Raw genomic sequence first — 15,775 nt, 5'->3', positions numbered from 1 at the left:
CAGATCACGGCTACCACCTGCTGCTGCACTGACAGCCGAGCTACGGCTTGCGACAGATGCTGCCGAGGATCTCGACGCGCGTGGCGGGTGAGTCATCGTCGAGCCAGTCTTGGATGAGGGCCAATCCGGGGTCGAGGATGGTGAATCCGTCCAAGTAGGAAGCGATCTCGGCATGGGAGCGCAATTTCGGCACGGCCGAACTTCCCTTGGTGGCCGACGTGGCCTGCCTGATGAAGTGCGAGTCGGAGTCGCTCGAGGCGTGGGTGAGAACGAGGTAGCTGCCGGGAGCCATCGCGGCACGCAATCGGGCGATGATATCGGCAGGGTGTTCATCGTCCATGATGAAATGCAGGACGCCGACGACCAGAAAAGCGACCGGCTTGTCGAAGTCGATCAGCGCTTCCGCGGCCAGCCGATCGATCATGGTGTCGGGGTGCCTGAGGTCGGCCAGCATCGGCGTATCGCCGGGCGAACTCGACGCGGTGGCGTGCGCGAAGACAACGGGGTCGAAGTCGATCGAGACCACCCGCGCCGATGGGTCGACTTCGCAGGCCGCGTCGTGGACAGACGGTGAAATCGGGATCCCCGCACCGATATCGATGAATTGACGGACCCCGGCTTCGGCGGCCACCCTGACACCTCGCAGCAAGAACCGACGGCTCATCCGCGCCAAGGCTTTCGAGTCCGGGGCAACCTTCAGCACCCGCTCGGCGTACTCCTGATCCGCGTCGTAATAGTCCTTGCCGCCGAGCATGTAGTTGTAGATCCGCGCCGAACTCGGTTTGTATGGATCCACACCCATCGGCAATCGCCTGAAGTCCGACACCCACCCTCCTCGGTAGCGCGCAGATAGTAACAAGGAGGCATGGCCGCGTTCCCCGTGGACAGGCGGGCACTGTGTCGGGTCACTGACACCGCTGGCTCTCGGCCCGTCCGATCAGCCCTCGGCACCCGGTGGCCAAGGTCCGTCTCGCCGACCGGCCGGCTGGCGATCCTGTGCCTCAGTTAACAATCAGCAAGTCTTGTTTGTGGCGACTCGCCGACTTACCTTGGACCTATATCGCCATTCGGGATAGCTATCGTCAGCGGGGCTGCGTGGCGTCCATGATGTCCCGCGAGCATGTCCGAAACCCTATCTGATGCGCGGTACCGCCGTGCCAACAGGCCGAATCGAAGGTGGTGTGCGCATGAATGTATCGACGAAATTCGTTGCCGTGTCGGTGTGTACGGCAGCCATCATGGCGGGTTCGCTGACCACGGCGCAAGCCGATGACGGTCCGGCCGGCATCCATTACACGGCCGAGGCAAGCGGCGATTCGATGACCCTGTCGACCGACTCGGGTTCCCTCGATACCGCCGACGACCGGCTGGAGATCCGCGACGACTCCGGCAATCTGATGGCTGCGTTCCCGCTCGGCTACTACCGAGACAACCAGCGTTGGCCGATCGCGGCTCGGATCGACGGCAACACCGCGACATTGACACCGAGCGTGGATCCCACGAGCGCGACACCGGCGCCAGGCACCACCGACCAGCTGAACGACATCGCCTTGGACCCGCAGTCCCCCGCGTTCGGCGCGGCATTGTCGAACTTCTCCACCATCGTCGGCATCGGCACCGCGCTCGGCACGATCATCGGCACCCTGGTCGGCGCCTCCCTCGGCTGCCTGCTCGGTGGCCTGCTGGTCGGCGGCGCCGCGACCATCCCCACTTTCGGCGCGCTCACCATCCCTGGCTTCCTCGGCGGCTGCATCGTGACCGCCATACCCGGCGCCGCGCTCGGTGCCATCGTCGGCACCATCGTTTTCGGCGTGCCTGCGATCATCATCGGCGGAATTCTGCTCGGCGGAGCATTGGCCGCCTAGTCCGCCAGGCCGGGTGGTTCACATAAGCCGTTCTCGCCCCTGAAGGTGCACCGCTTGGGCAGCACTCAGTGCGGTCCCCTCCCCTCCAGAATGGGGGACCGTACTTGCTCGGACCAGGCAGTGCACCTTCAGAGGCGGGAACGACGATGTGGCCGCGACGAATGCGCGGCGGTCGCCGACGGGCCTGGTAGACAGCACCGTTGGGCGCTCTGGATGCTCCGGTATGCGGAGCCGTCCGGAGGTGGTGTTTCCGGGCCGACTGGGCGACGTCTTATCCGCGCACGGCCTGGCATGGTGCGGCGATTCCGGCTACTGTGCCTGAAGAGAATATCTGTTGCTGAAAGTTCTTCTCGGCCTGGTTATTCCGTCAGCGGAGCCCAGATGGTGCTGGGCATGCGGCTGTTTGGCGCGTCCGCAATTTCCGAACCTGCGATGCGGCCGAGCGCCGCAATGATCGCGGTCGTCGGCTGTTCGCCTCCTTGAAGTCGGATTCGATCAGGTGATCGGATCGTTAACGGCATGTGCCCCAAAGCTTTCCAATCGTCATGGGTGAAGTCTTTGACCACGCACGACGCTTGTCAACCGTCTCGCGGTCTCCACATACGCGATCACGCACGCGGCCAGCGACTTTCGGCGCACCGGACGAAAAATGTCTACAACTTGTAGCACTTGCGGTATCCCCCAGCACTTCCGCAGAACCGCCGAGGCAGCAGCTGGCGCTACTGCGTATCGACGGGGATCAGCGAATGAAAGAGCACCGGCGGCAGCGCGGGTGTGCCGGAACGAGGCAGCGGGTTGGCGTCTCGGTGAACGTTGACGTAGTAGTCCCGCTGACCGGTGTGATCGCGCAAGTGCAGTCTCGCGCGACTGGCGTAGAAACGTGCCGCGGGCCGAGTCGACATGATCTGGAATTCCGGCGCCCTCGACATCCTTTCGAGCGCCTGCAGATCGTCCTGGCCGGTGAAATGATGCCGTAGCTGGATGGCCGTCCAGACACCGAGATGCGTTTCCGGCCACCAGTCTTCGCCGAGCACATGTTTGGAATGGGGGTCGAGCACCAGCCACTCCAGGAACGAGCTGCCCGCCCGGATGCCGGGATGGAGCCGTTCGTAGGCGGAATTCGCCTCGAGGATCCACAGCAGTCCCGGGATCATCAGCGCGGCGGCGAACGGCATGCTGTGCACCCATGCCTTGTCGCGCGGTTCCGGGCTGATCCGTTCGCCCGGTACCGCGTGCTGGAGCTGAATGCCCCGGACGAGGATTTCCTCCAAACTGTGTAGATCAGGCAGCTTCAGCACGGCGGCGACCGTCGCCAACGTCCGATGGGTCACCTTCCTGGCGCCCGACTCGTACGCTTTGATCGTCGCGACCGACAGGCCCGTGCGGTCGGCCAGGTCTTGCTGGCTGAGCCGAGGTTCGGCTTCGATCCTGGCCTTTGCCAGCCGATCTCGCACCGCGGCTTGGCCGGCCGTCAGCGTCGGTCTGCTGGTCGGCGACACCGGGTTTCGACGGGCGGGGGCCTGCGCGGATCGGTCTTCGCTCGCCATGCCCTCAAACCCGAGCAGGAGTGAGCCGGACCGGTAAGTACTGCGGCGCCGCGGTGAGAATCGACTCGGCCCACGGGAGGTCGGCGGGCACGGCCGCCAGACACAAGTCGGGGTAGCGCGCCAGCAGCGCTCGCAGCGCAACCTGTCCTTCGAGCCGAGCAAGTCGGGCACCGATGCAGTAATGCATGCCGAGGCCGAACGCGAGATGGATCGGGCCGCTGCGGTCGGCCAAATGCACCTGCAGTGGATCGTCGAAAACCGTGGGATCGGTGTTGGCCGCGCCGAGCCCAACGATGACCACCCGGCCGGGCTGGATCTCAACCTGCCCCAATTGCAGTGGCGCCGTGGTGTATCGCAGGGTGGCAAACGGTCCCGGGCTCAGGATGCGCAGCACCTCCTCGACGTAGGTGTCGATGCGATCCGGGTTGGCGGCGAGTTCGTCGCGGATCTCAGGCGTCAGCAGCATGATGCTGTTGGCGATCAGCCCGCGGGTGGTTTCGTACCCGGCAGCCAGGAGCACGGTGGTGTTCGTTGCGATGGCACGGTCGGCCGCGGTGAGCCTGTCCGCCGTCGACAGGTCGGCGTTGGCGGCGTCGTCCGCGACAGCGGCATCGCAGCGAATGATCAACGTGCCGAGCAGATCAGCGGGCAATGGGTCATCCGATGTCCAGGACGCCAGGTCGGCTCGCTGTCGGCGCCGACGCACCTGCTCGATGAGGTAGTAGGCGAACTTCTTGCTCGCTCGAGCGCGTTCCTGACCCGGGCTCTGGGACAGCAACATCGTCTGCACCCATCCGCCGAACTGCTGGTGATCCCCGGCCGGGACACCGAGGATTTCGCAGATCACCTGCACCGGCAGCGGTGTGGCGTACGCCGGTAGCAGGTCGACCGGCTCCTCGGCGGCGGCGAGGTCGGTGAGCAGTTGCTCGGCGATCTCTTGCACACGTGGCTGGAGCGCGGCCACGGTCCGGGGCGTGAACGCGTCGGCCACCAGCGCCCGCAGGCGGGTGTGCTCGGGCGGATCCGACCATGGCAGTCGCTCCGCCATCGCGAGCGCGGGCAACGTGAGGTCAGCGAACTCCTTGACGTCGGGACTGGTGGTCGCGGCGGGGTTTTTCCGCAGGCTCTCCGCGCTCAGCGCCTGGCGAGCCAGCTTGTAGTCGGTGATCAGGATCGCGGTGCCCCCGCCGGGAAAGGTCACCTCGTGGACGCCACCGGCCTCCCGCAAGCTCGGGTAGATCTCGTAGGCGCGGCGGAAGAAATCGTCGGGCAACTGCACCCGCGGCGGCGGATTGTGCGAGGTGGTCATCTGTGGGCCTCTGCTTGTCTCGATCGGCACAGGCGCGCACAGTGGTGCCCCCCTCTGCAGCAGGTCAACCCCGCTGCAGACGATCATGCAGCAAAAACCGCAACAGGTTCCAGTTTTGGCGTTGCACAGGCGGTGCCAGCGATCGGGGGAACCGCGAGTTCTGCTGCCGAAAGTGTTGCGCACCAACGCTTTTCGTCTCGTCGAGAGATGGCCTAAACACCTCTGCATCCTCGAACAGCACAGGCAGGCGAGGTGCGGCGTTCGCAACGATTGTGCCGAAGCCGGTTGCGCTGCGCGGCCCACGACTCGCCTTGACCAGCCCTTCCGTTCATGATCGGTCGGGCGAGGCCGAGCCACGGCTAGGATTGCATCGGCAATCCGGAAGCTCTGTTCAAAGTAGCTGAACGTCCCTTTCAAAAACGTCGACGACACAAGCTAAGGAATTCACCATGCCTTATACCGTGGACTTCGATACGGTCTCGACCGCCGGCCTGGAATCATCCCCCGTCGCCGCGGCGCTCGCTGGTTTGCGTGCGAACGAGGCCCGGTACTTCAAGAACAAGTACGACCATGTCTTCACAGTCGAGGCTGCCGACGACGCCAAAGCGACCATCGACTGGGTGCACAAGATCCTTCAGGAGGAACGTGCCATCGTCATCTCCTCCCGCCCGCTGCAAGCTACATCCTTCGAGGTCGAGAACATCCGAATCGCCTACGTCTTCTACGAGAGCGGCCTGTCGATCAACGTGATGTACACCCTCGAAGACGCCAAGAAACGGGCCGTCGGATTCAAACTCTCCGAGGGAATGGAAGTCCCCGAAGAGCTCGCCTCGTTCAAATTCGCAAGGCAGAAGTCAAAACTGGCCGGAACCATCCGCGGCTCCTACTTCGTCATCAAAAACGAATACTGACCCCAGCCCACCAACGGTTGTGCACCGGAACCAACTTGTCGCGGGGTTCGTCGTCGCGGGGTACGGGGAGACGGCAAGAGTGACCGTGGCCCCGCGCTACTCGGACTTCCGCCGACGACGGATGCGGTCGTAGCGCGAGTCCTCGCGGGTGCGGAAGGAGGCGGGGGTCCAGTCTCTGGCCCCTTCGACGACCGACTGGCGGACGTCGGTGCCTTCTTCCATCTCCATGCGGATAAAACACGACAGCAACAGCAGTCGGTTGATCCGCGGGTCATGCACCGAGAAGTGGCAGCGCTTCGAGATACCCATGGGTTTGACCACATCGAAACCGGCGCTGTCGGGACCGCGGTACCGAACGTGCACGCGCGCTACATCATTCGCCATATCCGCCAGCGGGATGAATCTCATGCCGCGACGGCGGGCGAACACCGCTCCGAGGCCGACCTGCTCACCGGTCAGGACGCCAAGATCATCCTGACGGAACTCGCGGACATGCCCCAAGCTCCCCCAGCGGATCCGCTCCGAGGTCACCTCACCGACCCGCTTGCCGTCGAGGTCCACCGCGAAGCGCAAATTCACCGTGCCGACGCGCTCTTCGAGACCGGGCCCCGCATAGACGTCGTACGGCTCCAACTCCGCACCAAAGAATGATTCGTCACGACGCATTCGTGCAACGGCATCCTTCGATTCGGCCGGAAAGACATCGAAGGTAGTGCTCCGAACTCGATAGGTGGGAACGACCGAAAATTCACTGAGCTCAGCCAAATTCTGCATGTTTTCACATTCCTACGTCGCCGACGGCAGCATGCCGATACGTGCGGCACCCAGAATCGGGTCCCATCCAGTGTTCTTCTCGAATTCGAATCCACGTTGCTCAACGTAATCCGTCAGACTTTGATCATCATTGATGAAGTTCCCGACAGATTTTGTCACCTTCGAGATAGCGTCGGGAATCTGCTTCGCAGCCTGCTCGATATTGTTGAATATGGTGACGATCGTGGTCACGCCGCGCACCACGGCTCGCACCTTCTCATAGATCTTCACCATTTTGTAGGCCGTCCATCCGAGTGCGACGACATCCGCGACGGGGTCCTCCGGACCTAGCCCGACCACCTCGATGGCGGCATCCCCCGCGACCATCTCCAACGCCTCCTTGGCCAGCGCCTTGATCGCCGAGTCGATCAGCTGATCGATCGCGCCGACCGCGGCGCGCACGAGCGTGAGGATGGTGTCGTATCCGTCTTTACACGCCTTCGCGACTTCCTTGGCGGCATCACCGATACCGCCGAGACCCATGGTCCATCGGAACATGTACGAGTCGAATGCGGTCGCCGTGTCGCCTTTCCACTCGCTACCGATCTTCCACGATCCCTTGCGGAGCGTCGCGGTGACCGTGTAGCACGCATCCCCGAGAGTGTCGTACGCGTCGTGCAGATACATGAGCCGGTCCCAGTCACCGGTCAATGGCTTGAACAGCTGATCGATGAGGCTTTCTCCGGTAACCATCTTGTACGCCTTGTTGGCGATGATCATCTCGTGCCCGGACTTCATCCCCGCCAAACGCCCGACCACTCCCTGCGAGAATTCCTTCGGCGGATCGGGCGTCTTCAGCGTCACAGCCTCGTCCGAGAAATTACCGAGGTTAGCGCCACCCGAAACCGTCGAGATATCCGGAAATCCGCTCAGCTCTTCCGGGAACAGCGCGCGGATCGCGGAAGCATTCCGCTCATCTTCCGTACGAAGTTCCCGATCGACGGTCGTGACCTTGTCCTTGATCGTTCCCATACCGGTCTGACATAGTCTCAATTTGTCGCCGAGGAAATGTGCGGCCTCAGGCACATACGGCTTGATAAACGCCAGCAAGCCATCAAGCCCATCGGTGTCCATGCATTCTTTACCGGTCCAGTCGACCATTGGCCCCAGATGCTCCCCCTGCCTAGCCACCAGCGCATTGAAGGCGGTGAAGTCTTCGGTCGGCGGCACGTTCAAAACGATTGCCACACAGCCCCCTTCGGTTCCCAATCCAAACGTGATGCACGCTACCCGACCGACCGAACATGCGCACCGTCGGAACGTCGAGCACCATTCCCAGCCAGCCAACGCGCCCGCAATATCCGAATTGTCCGATGTGGAACGCCGAGCAACTGCGATCTCATCTACGCTCGACCGGACGACGCGAGACAGGGGTGTTCGAATGGAACAAATCAACTTCGACGACATGCTGGCGAAGATTGATCGGAAACAGGCGGAACTGGAGGGAATCGGCCGCCAACTGGCGACGATCTCCGCGACGGCACGGTCCTCGGACGGACTCGTCGAGGTGACCGTGAACGCCGCGGGCACAGTGCGTTCGGTCCGCCTTGCCCCGGAAACGTTCCGCCGCAGCAACCCTCGCCATCTCGGCCACTCGGTCATCGAAGCCATCCAAACCGCAGCGCACCAAGTGGGTCCGCACCGCAAACACATTGTCGCGCCGATCATCGCAACCGGACGGGCGTTCGCCGACTCGGCAGCCGAGCCGAATTCGGTGCCGCCGAAGAGCACTCCAGCTTCGAGCGCCACCGAAATCGAAGCATCGTCCACCGATCGGACTGTCCGGGTCGCATTGACTCTCGTCGGCACCGTCACCGCGGTCGACATCTCTCCGGATGCCTTCCGATCCAATACGACAACACATTTGGCCACAGCGATCACCGATGCGGCTCAACGCGCTACCCGGCAGCTCTACGAATCCCGAACTGACGCACTCGATCCGGAGCTTCGACAGGCGTCCGACGCGACGGAAACAGCGGGTCCGAACGCCCTGTTCCCCATCCCCACCGCCACAGCAGCGTCGGCACCGACAACGCAACCGGCACTACCCAACACCCCCACATCGGCGCCACACCAACCGACACCAAAACCACGCCACCCTCGGGATCAAATTGTCGGGCCATCGGACTGGTCGGATTTCGACGAGTACGGCGAACCACCGAAGTCCTGGCTGGTCTAGTTACACGCACGCCTGTCTGCCTCGACCGTGACCCGTTCTCGAACCGCGGCCCGTCTTGTCCGGCATTCGACCAGGCACACCATTCTGGTAGCACAAGTTCTATCGTTGGGTATGAGCACAGTTGGGCTGCGCGAACTTCGACAACAGGCCTCTGAACTGGTACGCCGAGCCGAGGCAGGCGAAGAGGTCACCATTACGGTGGCCGGGAGGCCGAGCGCCCGGCTCGTTCCAGTAGCGCCCAAGACATGGCGTCATTTCGCTCAAATCGCCGACCTGTGGTCCGGCAAAGCCGACCCCGACTGGGAAAGCGACCGAGAGCGGATCGACCAGCGTTTGCGCGACCGGTGGTCGAGCTGACCTACGAGGGCCGGGCCGTGCTCGACACCAGCGCGCCTCAGCGCCTGAGCGTCTGCGATCCCGTGCCGGTTCCGAAGCACTCCCAAATCGGGGATCGATTTACGGATCTGCGGTCACTCGACACCGTGCAACCGACGGACAAGTTCACGCATCTGCGCCGTCCCGATCTCACCGCGCGCCCACCGCTCGAGGATCACGTCAGCTTCCGCACTGGGAGAAAGACCTTCAGCCTCAACCGAAGCCGCAGCCTGCACTACAGAACGCGCCCGCTCAGCAGTAAATTCTTCGAAGACCATCCACCGCCTCTGCCTTACGGTGAGAACCCACACCCGCCGGCGTGCGATCATCACGACGAAACCGCTCCAGCACACCAGGCAATTGCTCCCGAGCTTCACGCACAGACAATTGTCCAGCGACTACCCGCTTGTAGTTGGCCAGGGGTGCGCCTATCGCGGCCCCGTTGCAACCCGCGCACCTCGAACGTCCTAGGACCGACCATAGAGTTGGGGGAGTCCGACGAGCAAAACATCGGGGTCTTGGGCGGCCCGAAGGCGAAGCGCCTCGCTGAACCCAACTCCACTGAAACAGGCCAGACGACAACTCGAGACGTCCCGACCACTACCGGCCAGCAGCTCTCGCGCGCGAGCTAGACGATCCAGGTGAGTGACACCCATCGTCACACCCCATTTCGCCTCGCCGATCAGCGACACCGCCGCCCTGTGGCTGCCATCCCCCGCCTGCGTGACAGCTACGTCGATCTGGATCTGGCTGCGGGAAGTCGGGTCAGTGACGACTCCACTGCCGACATCACCGAATCCCGCATCCGGACCGAGCATGTCGATGCCGTCGCCGAGCATGAACTCCCGGCACATGGCCTCGAAATGCGGACCAGCGACCTGCGCCGCGAACCGCTCCTTCGAACGCGCCCAAACCTGCTGCGCCTGACCACTTTCCAGCCGTGCCCACGCTGGACGCATGACGGCCTCGTAGAAGGTGATCAGCGGCTCGGTGATGCGGTAAACGGATTTGCCCGCCCGAAATATGTCCTGCTCGCGGGCCAGCAGGTGGCAGTCCTCCAGCACCGTCAACGGATGGGAAATGTCCACCGCCTTGCGGCCGATATAGCCCGCGATTCCACCGCGAGTGTTGTTTCCCTGCGCCACCGCGGCAAGCACCGAGTGATACAGCGCTGGGTCACGGATCTCGGCCTCCTCGGCTAGCAGATAACGTGCTTCCCGAAAAAGCGGACTCAATGGCGACAGCACTGTGCGGCACAGCCACGGATCGAAGTCATCGAAAGTGGCCGGCACATCGTCGGCCAGAAACTGCCGCCGATAAGCCGGGGTTCCGCCCAGCACCGCATGCAGCCGTGCCGCCAGCGCAGGGTCGACAGCTACACCCCAAAACTCCGCAGCCTCGCGATACCTGAACGGCCGGACGACCAACTCCAACTGGGCGCGTCCACGCAGCGGCGCGTTACTGGCAAGCAGACCACCCATCACCGACATCGCTGACCCGCACAGCAGCATCCGGATTCCACTCGGTTCGGTCTGATACCGGTCGACCTCCCGTTGCACTAGCGACGGCAATTCAGGGACTGCCTTCACCAAGTACGGGAACTCGTCGATCACCACCAGCATCGGCTTGTTCGCGTGGGCGCGCGCCGCCAACCCGAACAGATAGGCCATCGCGTCATCCCAGTTGCTGAACGAGATCGGTACCTCGGCACCGGTGAACTCGGCAACCGCAGCGCCGAACTGCCGCAACGATTCCGCGCCGGTAGCTGTCGTCGCTCCGAAATAAAATCCGCCGGCCTGCTCGACCAGCGCACGGAGCAAATACGTCTTCCCCATCCGCCTACGACCACTGACGATACCGAGCTGCGCAGTCTGGGCCGACCGCGACGCAAACGACACCAGGCCGTCCCACTCGACAGCCCGGTCGAACACATGCTCCGGCTTCGGCTTCACCATGCGCTTCACACCCATCAACTGTTAGGAGTACACCCCTAAGGACTATACTCCTAACGATTTCAGCCCTTACTATCGGTAGGGCATCGTCATCGCGCCGGGATCGAAGGGGACAGGAACGTCTACCGACCCCGCATCACCCAGTGATGAACCGGCCGGACAAGAGCCACCACAAGTGAACCGCCATTTGAGCGGGCTCCCACCGTGATCGGCTCCGCTGGACTGACGCGGTCGTGACGGTCGGTGTGCCCCTCCCCGAGCATCCGAATCAGTTGCACCACAGCCAAACAGTGCAGAGCAGTCCGATTTGGCGTTGATGGCGACCGCGTAAAAATGCCCTGGTGAGACTTAGCCTTCGGCAGCCAACTGACCGCATGCCGCGGCGATTTCCTGGCCGCGGGTGTCGCGGACGGTGCACGGCACACCTTGGGCGTTGACGCGCCGAACGAACTCGGCCTCAACGGGTTTCGGGCTGGCGTCCCATTTGCTGCCCGGGGTCGGGTTCAGTGGGATCACGTTGACGTGCACCCGCGAGCCCAACGCCTTGTGTAGTTTCTGGCCGAGCATGTCCGCACGCCACGGCTGGTCGTTGATGTCGCGGATCAGCGCGTATTCGATCGAGACTCGGCGGCCGGACTTGTCGGCGTAATAACGGGCGGCGTCGAGGACCTCGGAGATCGGCCAGCGGTTGTTGACCGGGACCAACGTGTCGCGGAGTTCGTCGTCGGGGGTGTGCAGGGAGACGGCAAGGGTGACCGAGAGGTCTTCATCGGCGAGTTTGCGGATCGCGGGAGCCAGGCCGACGGTGGAGACGACCACGTTGCGCTGGGAGATGCCGAAGCCGTCGGGTGGCGGGGAGGTGATGCGGCGGACCGCGGCGACTACCCGCTTGTAGTTGGCAAGGGGCTCGCCCATACCCATGAAGACGATGTTGGACAGGCGGCCCGGTCCGCCGGCGACCTCGCCGTCGCGCATCGCGGCGGCGGCTGCGCGGACCTGGTCGACGATTTCGGCGGTGGACAGGTTGCGGTTCAGGCCGCCCTGGCCGGTCGCGCAGAACGGGCAGGCCATGCCGCAGCCTGCTTGGCTGGAGATGCAGAGGGTGGCGCGGTCGGGGTAGCGCATGAGCACGCTCTCCAAAAGGGTGCCATCGCCCGCGCGCCACAACGTTTTTCGCGTTTCGCCCGCATCGCAGGCGACGTGCTTGACGACCGACATCAGCGGCGGGAACAGCGCCTCGCCGATCTTTTCGCGCACCGGCGCTGGCAAGTCCGTCATCTGTTCCGGGTCGGCTTGCAGCCTGCCGTAGTACTGGCGGGCGATCTGGTCGGCGCGGAACTTCGGCAGTCCGAGCTCCTCGATGGCCGCCCGCCTGCCCTCGGCGTCGAGGTCGGCGAGATGCCGAGGCGGCATGCCACGGCGCGGAGCATCGAAAACGAGGGGCAGGGAGACGGTCATAGTTCGTCCATTCTCCCATCTGGGCGAATAGGCCGCACACTCGCCCGTGTGCCGGGCCTCCGACATGACCAGTTCGTTGCGAGGAAATACGTGTAACTGTCATAGCAGTGGGCAATGATCGGGATATGTCCACCAATGCTGAACACCTGCCGGATCGCGACCCGGCCTTCCCGGACGAGCCGATGACCACGACTCCCCCGGCCGGCGCACCACCCGCCACCACCGCACCACCGGCGCCCCCGACCGCCAAGCGCCGCCAGTCGCTGTCCTCGCGGACCGGTAACACCTGGATCGGTCTGATCGCGGGCGCGCTGATCCTGATCGTGCTATTGGTTTTCATCCTGCAAAACCTCGATCAGGTCCAGGTCGGCCTGTTCTTCTGGCACTTCTCGCTGCCACTCGGTGTCGCTGTACTGCTGTCGGTGATCGGTGGCGCACTAGTGATGGCGCTGGTCGGCGGCGTCCGCATCCTTCAGCTCCGCAAAGCCGCGAAGAAGTAGTTTTCGACAGGTTCGGCAGGACGCCCTCACGAATCGTGAGCAGCTCTACTGCGAGATCGGCGTCCCTGGTGGCGCGCATCGGGATCGAGACGCCGCTGCGCAGCACATGGAGGTAGACCATGTGCCCTCCGACCACCGCCCACGAATCCAGTGCGCGGCCACCAAGTCAGAGCAGGGTGCTGAGGACCAGCCAGGAGACGAAGGCGGACGGGAGCATGGAGTCGAGGCGGTCCATGATGCCGCCGTGGCCGGGGAGCAGGGTGCCCATGTCCTTGATGCCGAGTTCGCGCTTGATCTGGGATTCGATCAGGTCGCCGCAGGTGGCTACGAGGACGAGGCCGACGCCGAGGACGACGCCGATCATCGAGTTGGCATCGAGCAGCAGGGTCACGGTGAGCAGCCCGCCGATGACGCTGAAGACCAGGGAGCCGCCGAAACCTTCCCAGGACTTCTTCGGGCTGATCGACGGCACCATCGGATGCCTGCCGAACAGCACCCCGGCGACGTAGCCGCCGACGTCGGAGCAGACGACCAGGATCATGAAGGTCAGTACCCGCAGGTTGCCGTCCGGCTCGAGCAACAGCAGCGTCGCAAACGAGGCGAGCAGCGGAATCCAGGCCAGGGTGAAGATGGCAATGGCGGTGTCGCGCAGGAAGTTTCGCGGCGCGGTTTGCAATCCGTGGTCGAAAAGGCGCCACACCATGCAGGTCAGCGCGGTGGCCGCGAAGGCACCGGCGACACCGCTGGCGCCGTAGGGCCAGCCGAGCCAGAACACGGCCTGGCCACCGACGATGAGCGGAATCCGCGGTACCAGAACATCGGCCTCACGAAGACGTTTGGCGACCTCCCAGGTGGCGACCCCCACCGCGACGCCGACCACACCGATGAACACCTTCGGCACGAACAGCAGGATCGCGATGAGCGAGAGCCCGAGGCCGAAACCGACGGCGAGCGCCGCGGGCAGGTTCCGGCCCGCACGTGAACCGGACGGTGGGGCCGCGGCGAGCACCGCGTTCGGACCGTGTGCCTCCGGGTCGTGCTCAGCGGCCGAGACGGCAGGCACAGTCTGCCCGGTGAGCGCGCCATCCGCTGCCCAGGACGCGTCGCCATCGGCGGCTGGCGTGTCGTGACCGGTCGCCGCAGCCGAGGCTAAGGGCTCGTAATTCGATGCTCCCGCATCGGGCACGTGCTCTTGCCTCGTATCAGCTGTGCCGTTCACCGGCCTCGGCTCCTCAGCCGCACCGGTCGCGGCGGCGTTCTCGGCCACGATTGTCCCGTCGCTCAACTCGTCGTTCCGTTCGTCCCCCGCCCGGGCGGGCCTGCTGCGTCGATCGGCGGCGCGCCGCCGTCAGCGTCAGACCTCGAGCAGTTCAGCTTCTTTGTGTTTGACCAGTTCGTCGATCTGGCCCACATACTTGGCGGTGGTCTTGTCGAGGTCCTTCTCGGCACGCCCGACCTCGTCCTCACCCGCCTCGCCATCCTTCTGGATGCGCGACAGTTCGTCCATGGCTTTGCGGCGGACATTGCGGATAGACACCTTGGCGTCCTCCCCCTTGCCCTTGGCCTGCTTCGCCAGCTCGCGGCGACGCTCCTCGGTCAGCTGCGGCACCGAAATGCGAATGATGTCACCGTTGTTGGTGGGGTTGACACCGAGATCGGAGTTGCGGATCGCGGTTTCGATCGGGCCGAGCTGCGCCTGCTCGTACGGCTTGATCACGACCATGCGCGGCTCCGGCACCGTGATGCTGGACACCTGGGTGATCGGGGTAGGCGATCCGTAATAGTCGACGACGATCCGACTGAACATCCCCGGGTTCGCACGTCCGGTGCGGATGCCCGCGAGATCGTCCTTCGCTACCGTGACAGCCTTTTCCATCTTCTCCTCGGCGTCGAAGAGCGCTTCTTCAATCACGACCGTTTCCTCCACAGCGTCGTCATCGTCATGATCCGCGGGTCGCGGGGTCAGGACCGAACCAATGTGCCGATCTTCTCACCGGCGACCGCTCGGGCGATATTGCCCTTGGTCAACAAATTGAACACCAGCATCGGCATCTGGTTGTCCATACAGAGGCTGAAGGCCGTCGCGTCGGCGACCTTGAGCCCCTTCTCGATGACCTCTTTGTGGGTGATCTCGGAGTACATGGTGGCGTCTTCGTCGACCTTGGGATCGGCGGTGAACACGCCGTCGACCGCCTTGGCCATCAGCACCACCTCGGCGCCGATCTCCAGGGCACGCTGGGCGGCCGTGGTGTCGGTGGAAAAATACGGCATGCCCATGCCCGCGCCGAAGATGACCACGCGGCCCTTCTCCAGGTGACGCTTGGCGCGCAGCGGCAGGTACGGCTCGGCGACCTGACCCATGGTGATCGCGGTCTGCACCCGGGTCTCGATCCCCTGCTTCTGCAGAAAGTCTTGCAGCGCAAGGCTGTTCATCACGGTACCGAGCATGCCCATGTAGTCCGAGCGGGCGCGTTCCATGCCGCGCTCCTCCAGCTCGGCGCCGCGGAAGAAGTTGCCGCCGCCGATCACCACGGCGACCTGCACGCCGGTCGCGACGACCTCGGCGATCTGCTCGGCGACCGTCTCCACCACGTCCGGGTCGAGCCCGACGCGGCCGCCGCCGAACATCTCGCCACCTAGTTTGAGAAGCACCCGGCGATATCCTGGGCGATCGATCCCCGGGTCCGTCATGGGTGTTCTTCTCCTTCGGCGGTCAACGTTGTTCTCGGCAGGCAAAGTGCGTCAAAGAATTCGGCAGCTCGGAAAGGCTCCTCAACACGGAGCGGCCCCTATCCTGCCCTATGTGTGTTCAGCGGCATAAGAAGACCCCCCGTCAACCGGCAAATCGGTCGACAGGGGGTCTGCT

General features: G+C 63.9%; 16 protein-coding genes. 5 read left to right on the top strand and 11 right to left on the bottom strand.

Features of this window, described 5'->3' with window-relative positions; translation table 11 throughout:
* Nucleotides 1-40: 40 nt before the first annotated feature.
* Nucleotides 41-826 (bottom strand): SAM-dependent methyltransferase, encoded by a 786-nt coding sequence (locus ACIA8C_RS28635; RefSeq protein WP_397139954.1) that lies wholly within the window; start codon nt 824-826, stop codon nt 41-43.
* Nucleotides 827-1,187: 361 nt separating this feature from the next.
* Between ACIA8C_RS28635 and ACIA8C_RS28630 the strand changes: the two genes are divergently transcribed.
* Complete coding sequence (locus ACIA8C_RS28630; RefSeq protein WP_397139952.1) at nt 1,188-1,865, top strand: hypothetical protein; 678 nt, start codon at nt 1,188-1,190, stop codon at nt 1,863-1,865.
* A 719-nt stretch (nt 1,866-2,584) separates the two neighbouring features.
* On the opposite strand, the gene ACIA8C_RS28625 is transcribed toward ACIA8C_RS28630, so the two are convergent.
* Both ACIA8C_RS28625 and ACIA8C_RS28620 read right to left on the bottom strand, forming a co-directional pair.
* Nucleotides 2,585-3,412, bottom strand: coding sequence for a helix-turn-helix domain-containing protein (locus tag ACIA8C_RS28625; RefSeq protein ID WP_397139950.1), 828 nt, complete (start codon nt 3,410-3,412; stop codon nt 2,585-2,587).
* 4 nt (nt 3,413-3,416) lie between these two features.
* The gene (locus tag ACIA8C_RS28620) at nt 3,417-4,721 is read right to left on the bottom strand and encodes a cytochrome P450 (protein ID WP_397139948.1); all 1,305 of its coding nucleotides are present in this window, start codon (nt 4,719-4,721) and stop codon (nt 3,417-3,419) included.
* 449 nt (nt 4,722-5,170) lie between these two features.
* Here ACIA8C_RS28620 and ACIA8C_RS28615 point away from each other — a divergent pair, with 449 nt between their 5' ends.
* Nucleotides 5,171-5,632: a phage tail protein gene (locus ACIA8C_RS28615; RefSeq protein ID WP_397139946.1), complete on the top strand. Its 462-nt coding sequence runs from the start codon at nt 5,171-5,173 to the stop codon at nt 5,630-5,632.
* A gap of 96 nt (nt 5,633-5,728) precedes the next feature.
* On the opposite strand, the gene ACIA8C_RS28610 is transcribed toward ACIA8C_RS28615, so the two are convergent.
* Nucleotides 5,729-6,406: a hypothetical protein gene (locus tag ACIA8C_RS28610; RefSeq protein ID WP_397139944.1), complete on the bottom strand. Its 678-nt coding sequence runs from the start codon at nt 6,404-6,406 to the stop codon at nt 5,729-5,731.
* Between the two features lie 12 nt (nt 6,407-6,418).
* Complete coding sequence (locus ACIA8C_RS28605; protein ID WP_397139942.1) at nt 6,419-7,633, bottom strand: hypothetical protein; 1,215 nt, start codon at nt 7,631-7,633, stop codon at nt 6,419-6,421.
* Between the two features lie 193 nt (nt 7,634-7,826).
* Here ACIA8C_RS28605 and ACIA8C_RS28600 point away from each other — a divergent pair, with 193 nt between their 5' ends.
* The gene (locus ACIA8C_RS28600; RefSeq protein ID WP_397139940.1) at nt 7,827-8,624 is read left to right on the top strand and encodes a YbaB/EbfC family nucleoid-associated protein; all 798 of its coding nucleotides are present in this window, start codon (nt 7,827-7,829) and stop codon (nt 8,622-8,624) included.
* A 111-nt stretch (nt 8,625-8,735) separates the two neighbouring features.
* The gene (locus ACIA8C_RS28595; RefSeq protein ID WP_397139938.1) at nt 8,736-8,981 is read left to right on the top strand and encodes a type II toxin-antitoxin system Phd/YefM family antitoxin; all 246 of its coding nucleotides are present in this window, start codon (nt 8,736-8,738) and stop codon (nt 8,979-8,981) included.
* Nucleotides 8,982-9,094: 113 nt separating this feature from the next.
* On the opposite strand, the gene ACIA8C_RS28590 is transcribed toward ACIA8C_RS28595, so the two are convergent.
* The 3 genes from ACIA8C_RS28590 to rlmN form a co-directional block, all read right to left on the bottom strand.
* Nucleotides 9,095-9,376: an antitoxin VbhA family protein gene (locus ACIA8C_RS28590; protein ID WP_397139936.1), complete on the bottom strand. Its 282-nt coding sequence runs from the start codon at nt 9,374-9,376 to the stop codon at nt 9,095-9,097.
* A gap of 90 nt (nt 9,377-9,466) precedes the next feature.
* Entirely contained in the window at nt 9,467-10,954 is a 1,488-nt protein-coding gene (locus ACIA8C_RS28585; protein ID WP_397139934.1) for an ATP-binding protein, read from the bottom strand.
* 345 nt (nt 10,955-11,299) lie between these two features.
* Entirely contained in the window at nt 11,300-12,409 is a 1,110-nt protein-coding gene (gene rlmN, locus ACIA8C_RS28580; RefSeq protein ID WP_397139932.1) for a 23S rRNA (adenine(2503)-C(2))-methyltransferase RlmN, read from the bottom strand.
* Nucleotides 12,410-12,534: 125 nt separating this feature from the next.
* Between rlmN and ACIA8C_RS28575 the strand changes: the two genes are divergently transcribed.
* Nucleotides 12,535-12,909, top strand: a complete 375-nt coding sequence (locus ACIA8C_RS28575; protein WP_397139930.1) for a lipopolysaccharide assembly LapA domain-containing protein — start codon at nt 12,535-12,537, stop codon at nt 12,907-12,909.
* A 166-nt stretch (nt 12,910-13,075) separates the two neighbouring features.
* Here the strand turns inward: ACIA8C_RS28575 and ACIA8C_RS28570 are convergent, their stop codons facing one another.
* The 3 genes from ACIA8C_RS28570 to pyrH all read right to left on the bottom strand — a co-directional run bounded on the left by ACIA8C_RS28570 (nt 13,076) and on the right by pyrH (nt 15,600).
* Nucleotides 13,076-14,194 (bottom strand): phosphatidate cytidylyltransferase, encoded by a 1,119-nt coding sequence (locus ACIA8C_RS28570; protein WP_397139928.1) that lies wholly within the window; start codon nt 14,192-14,194, stop codon nt 13,076-13,078.
* A gap of 69 nt (nt 14,195-14,263) precedes the next feature.
* The gene (frr, locus tag ACIA8C_RS28565; RefSeq protein WP_396992581.1) at nt 14,264-14,821 is read right to left on the bottom strand and encodes a ribosome recycling factor; all 558 of its coding nucleotides are present in this window, start codon (nt 14,819-14,821) and stop codon (nt 14,264-14,266) included.
* 50 nt (nt 14,822-14,871) lie between these two features.
* Entirely contained in the window at nt 14,872-15,600 is a 729-nt protein-coding gene (gene pyrH / locus ACIA8C_RS28560) for a UMP kinase (protein ID WP_150405586.1), read from the bottom strand.
* Nucleotides 15,601-15,775 lie beyond the last annotated feature (175 nt).

It is taken from the genome of Nocardia sp. NPDC051321, from assembly GCF_044455225.1.
In the GTDB taxonomy this organism is placed as follows: domain Bacteria; phylum Actinomycetota; class Actinomycetes; order Mycobacteriales; family Mycobacteriaceae; genus Nocardia.
This window is presented reverse-complemented; position numbering and strand designations above follow the sequence as displayed.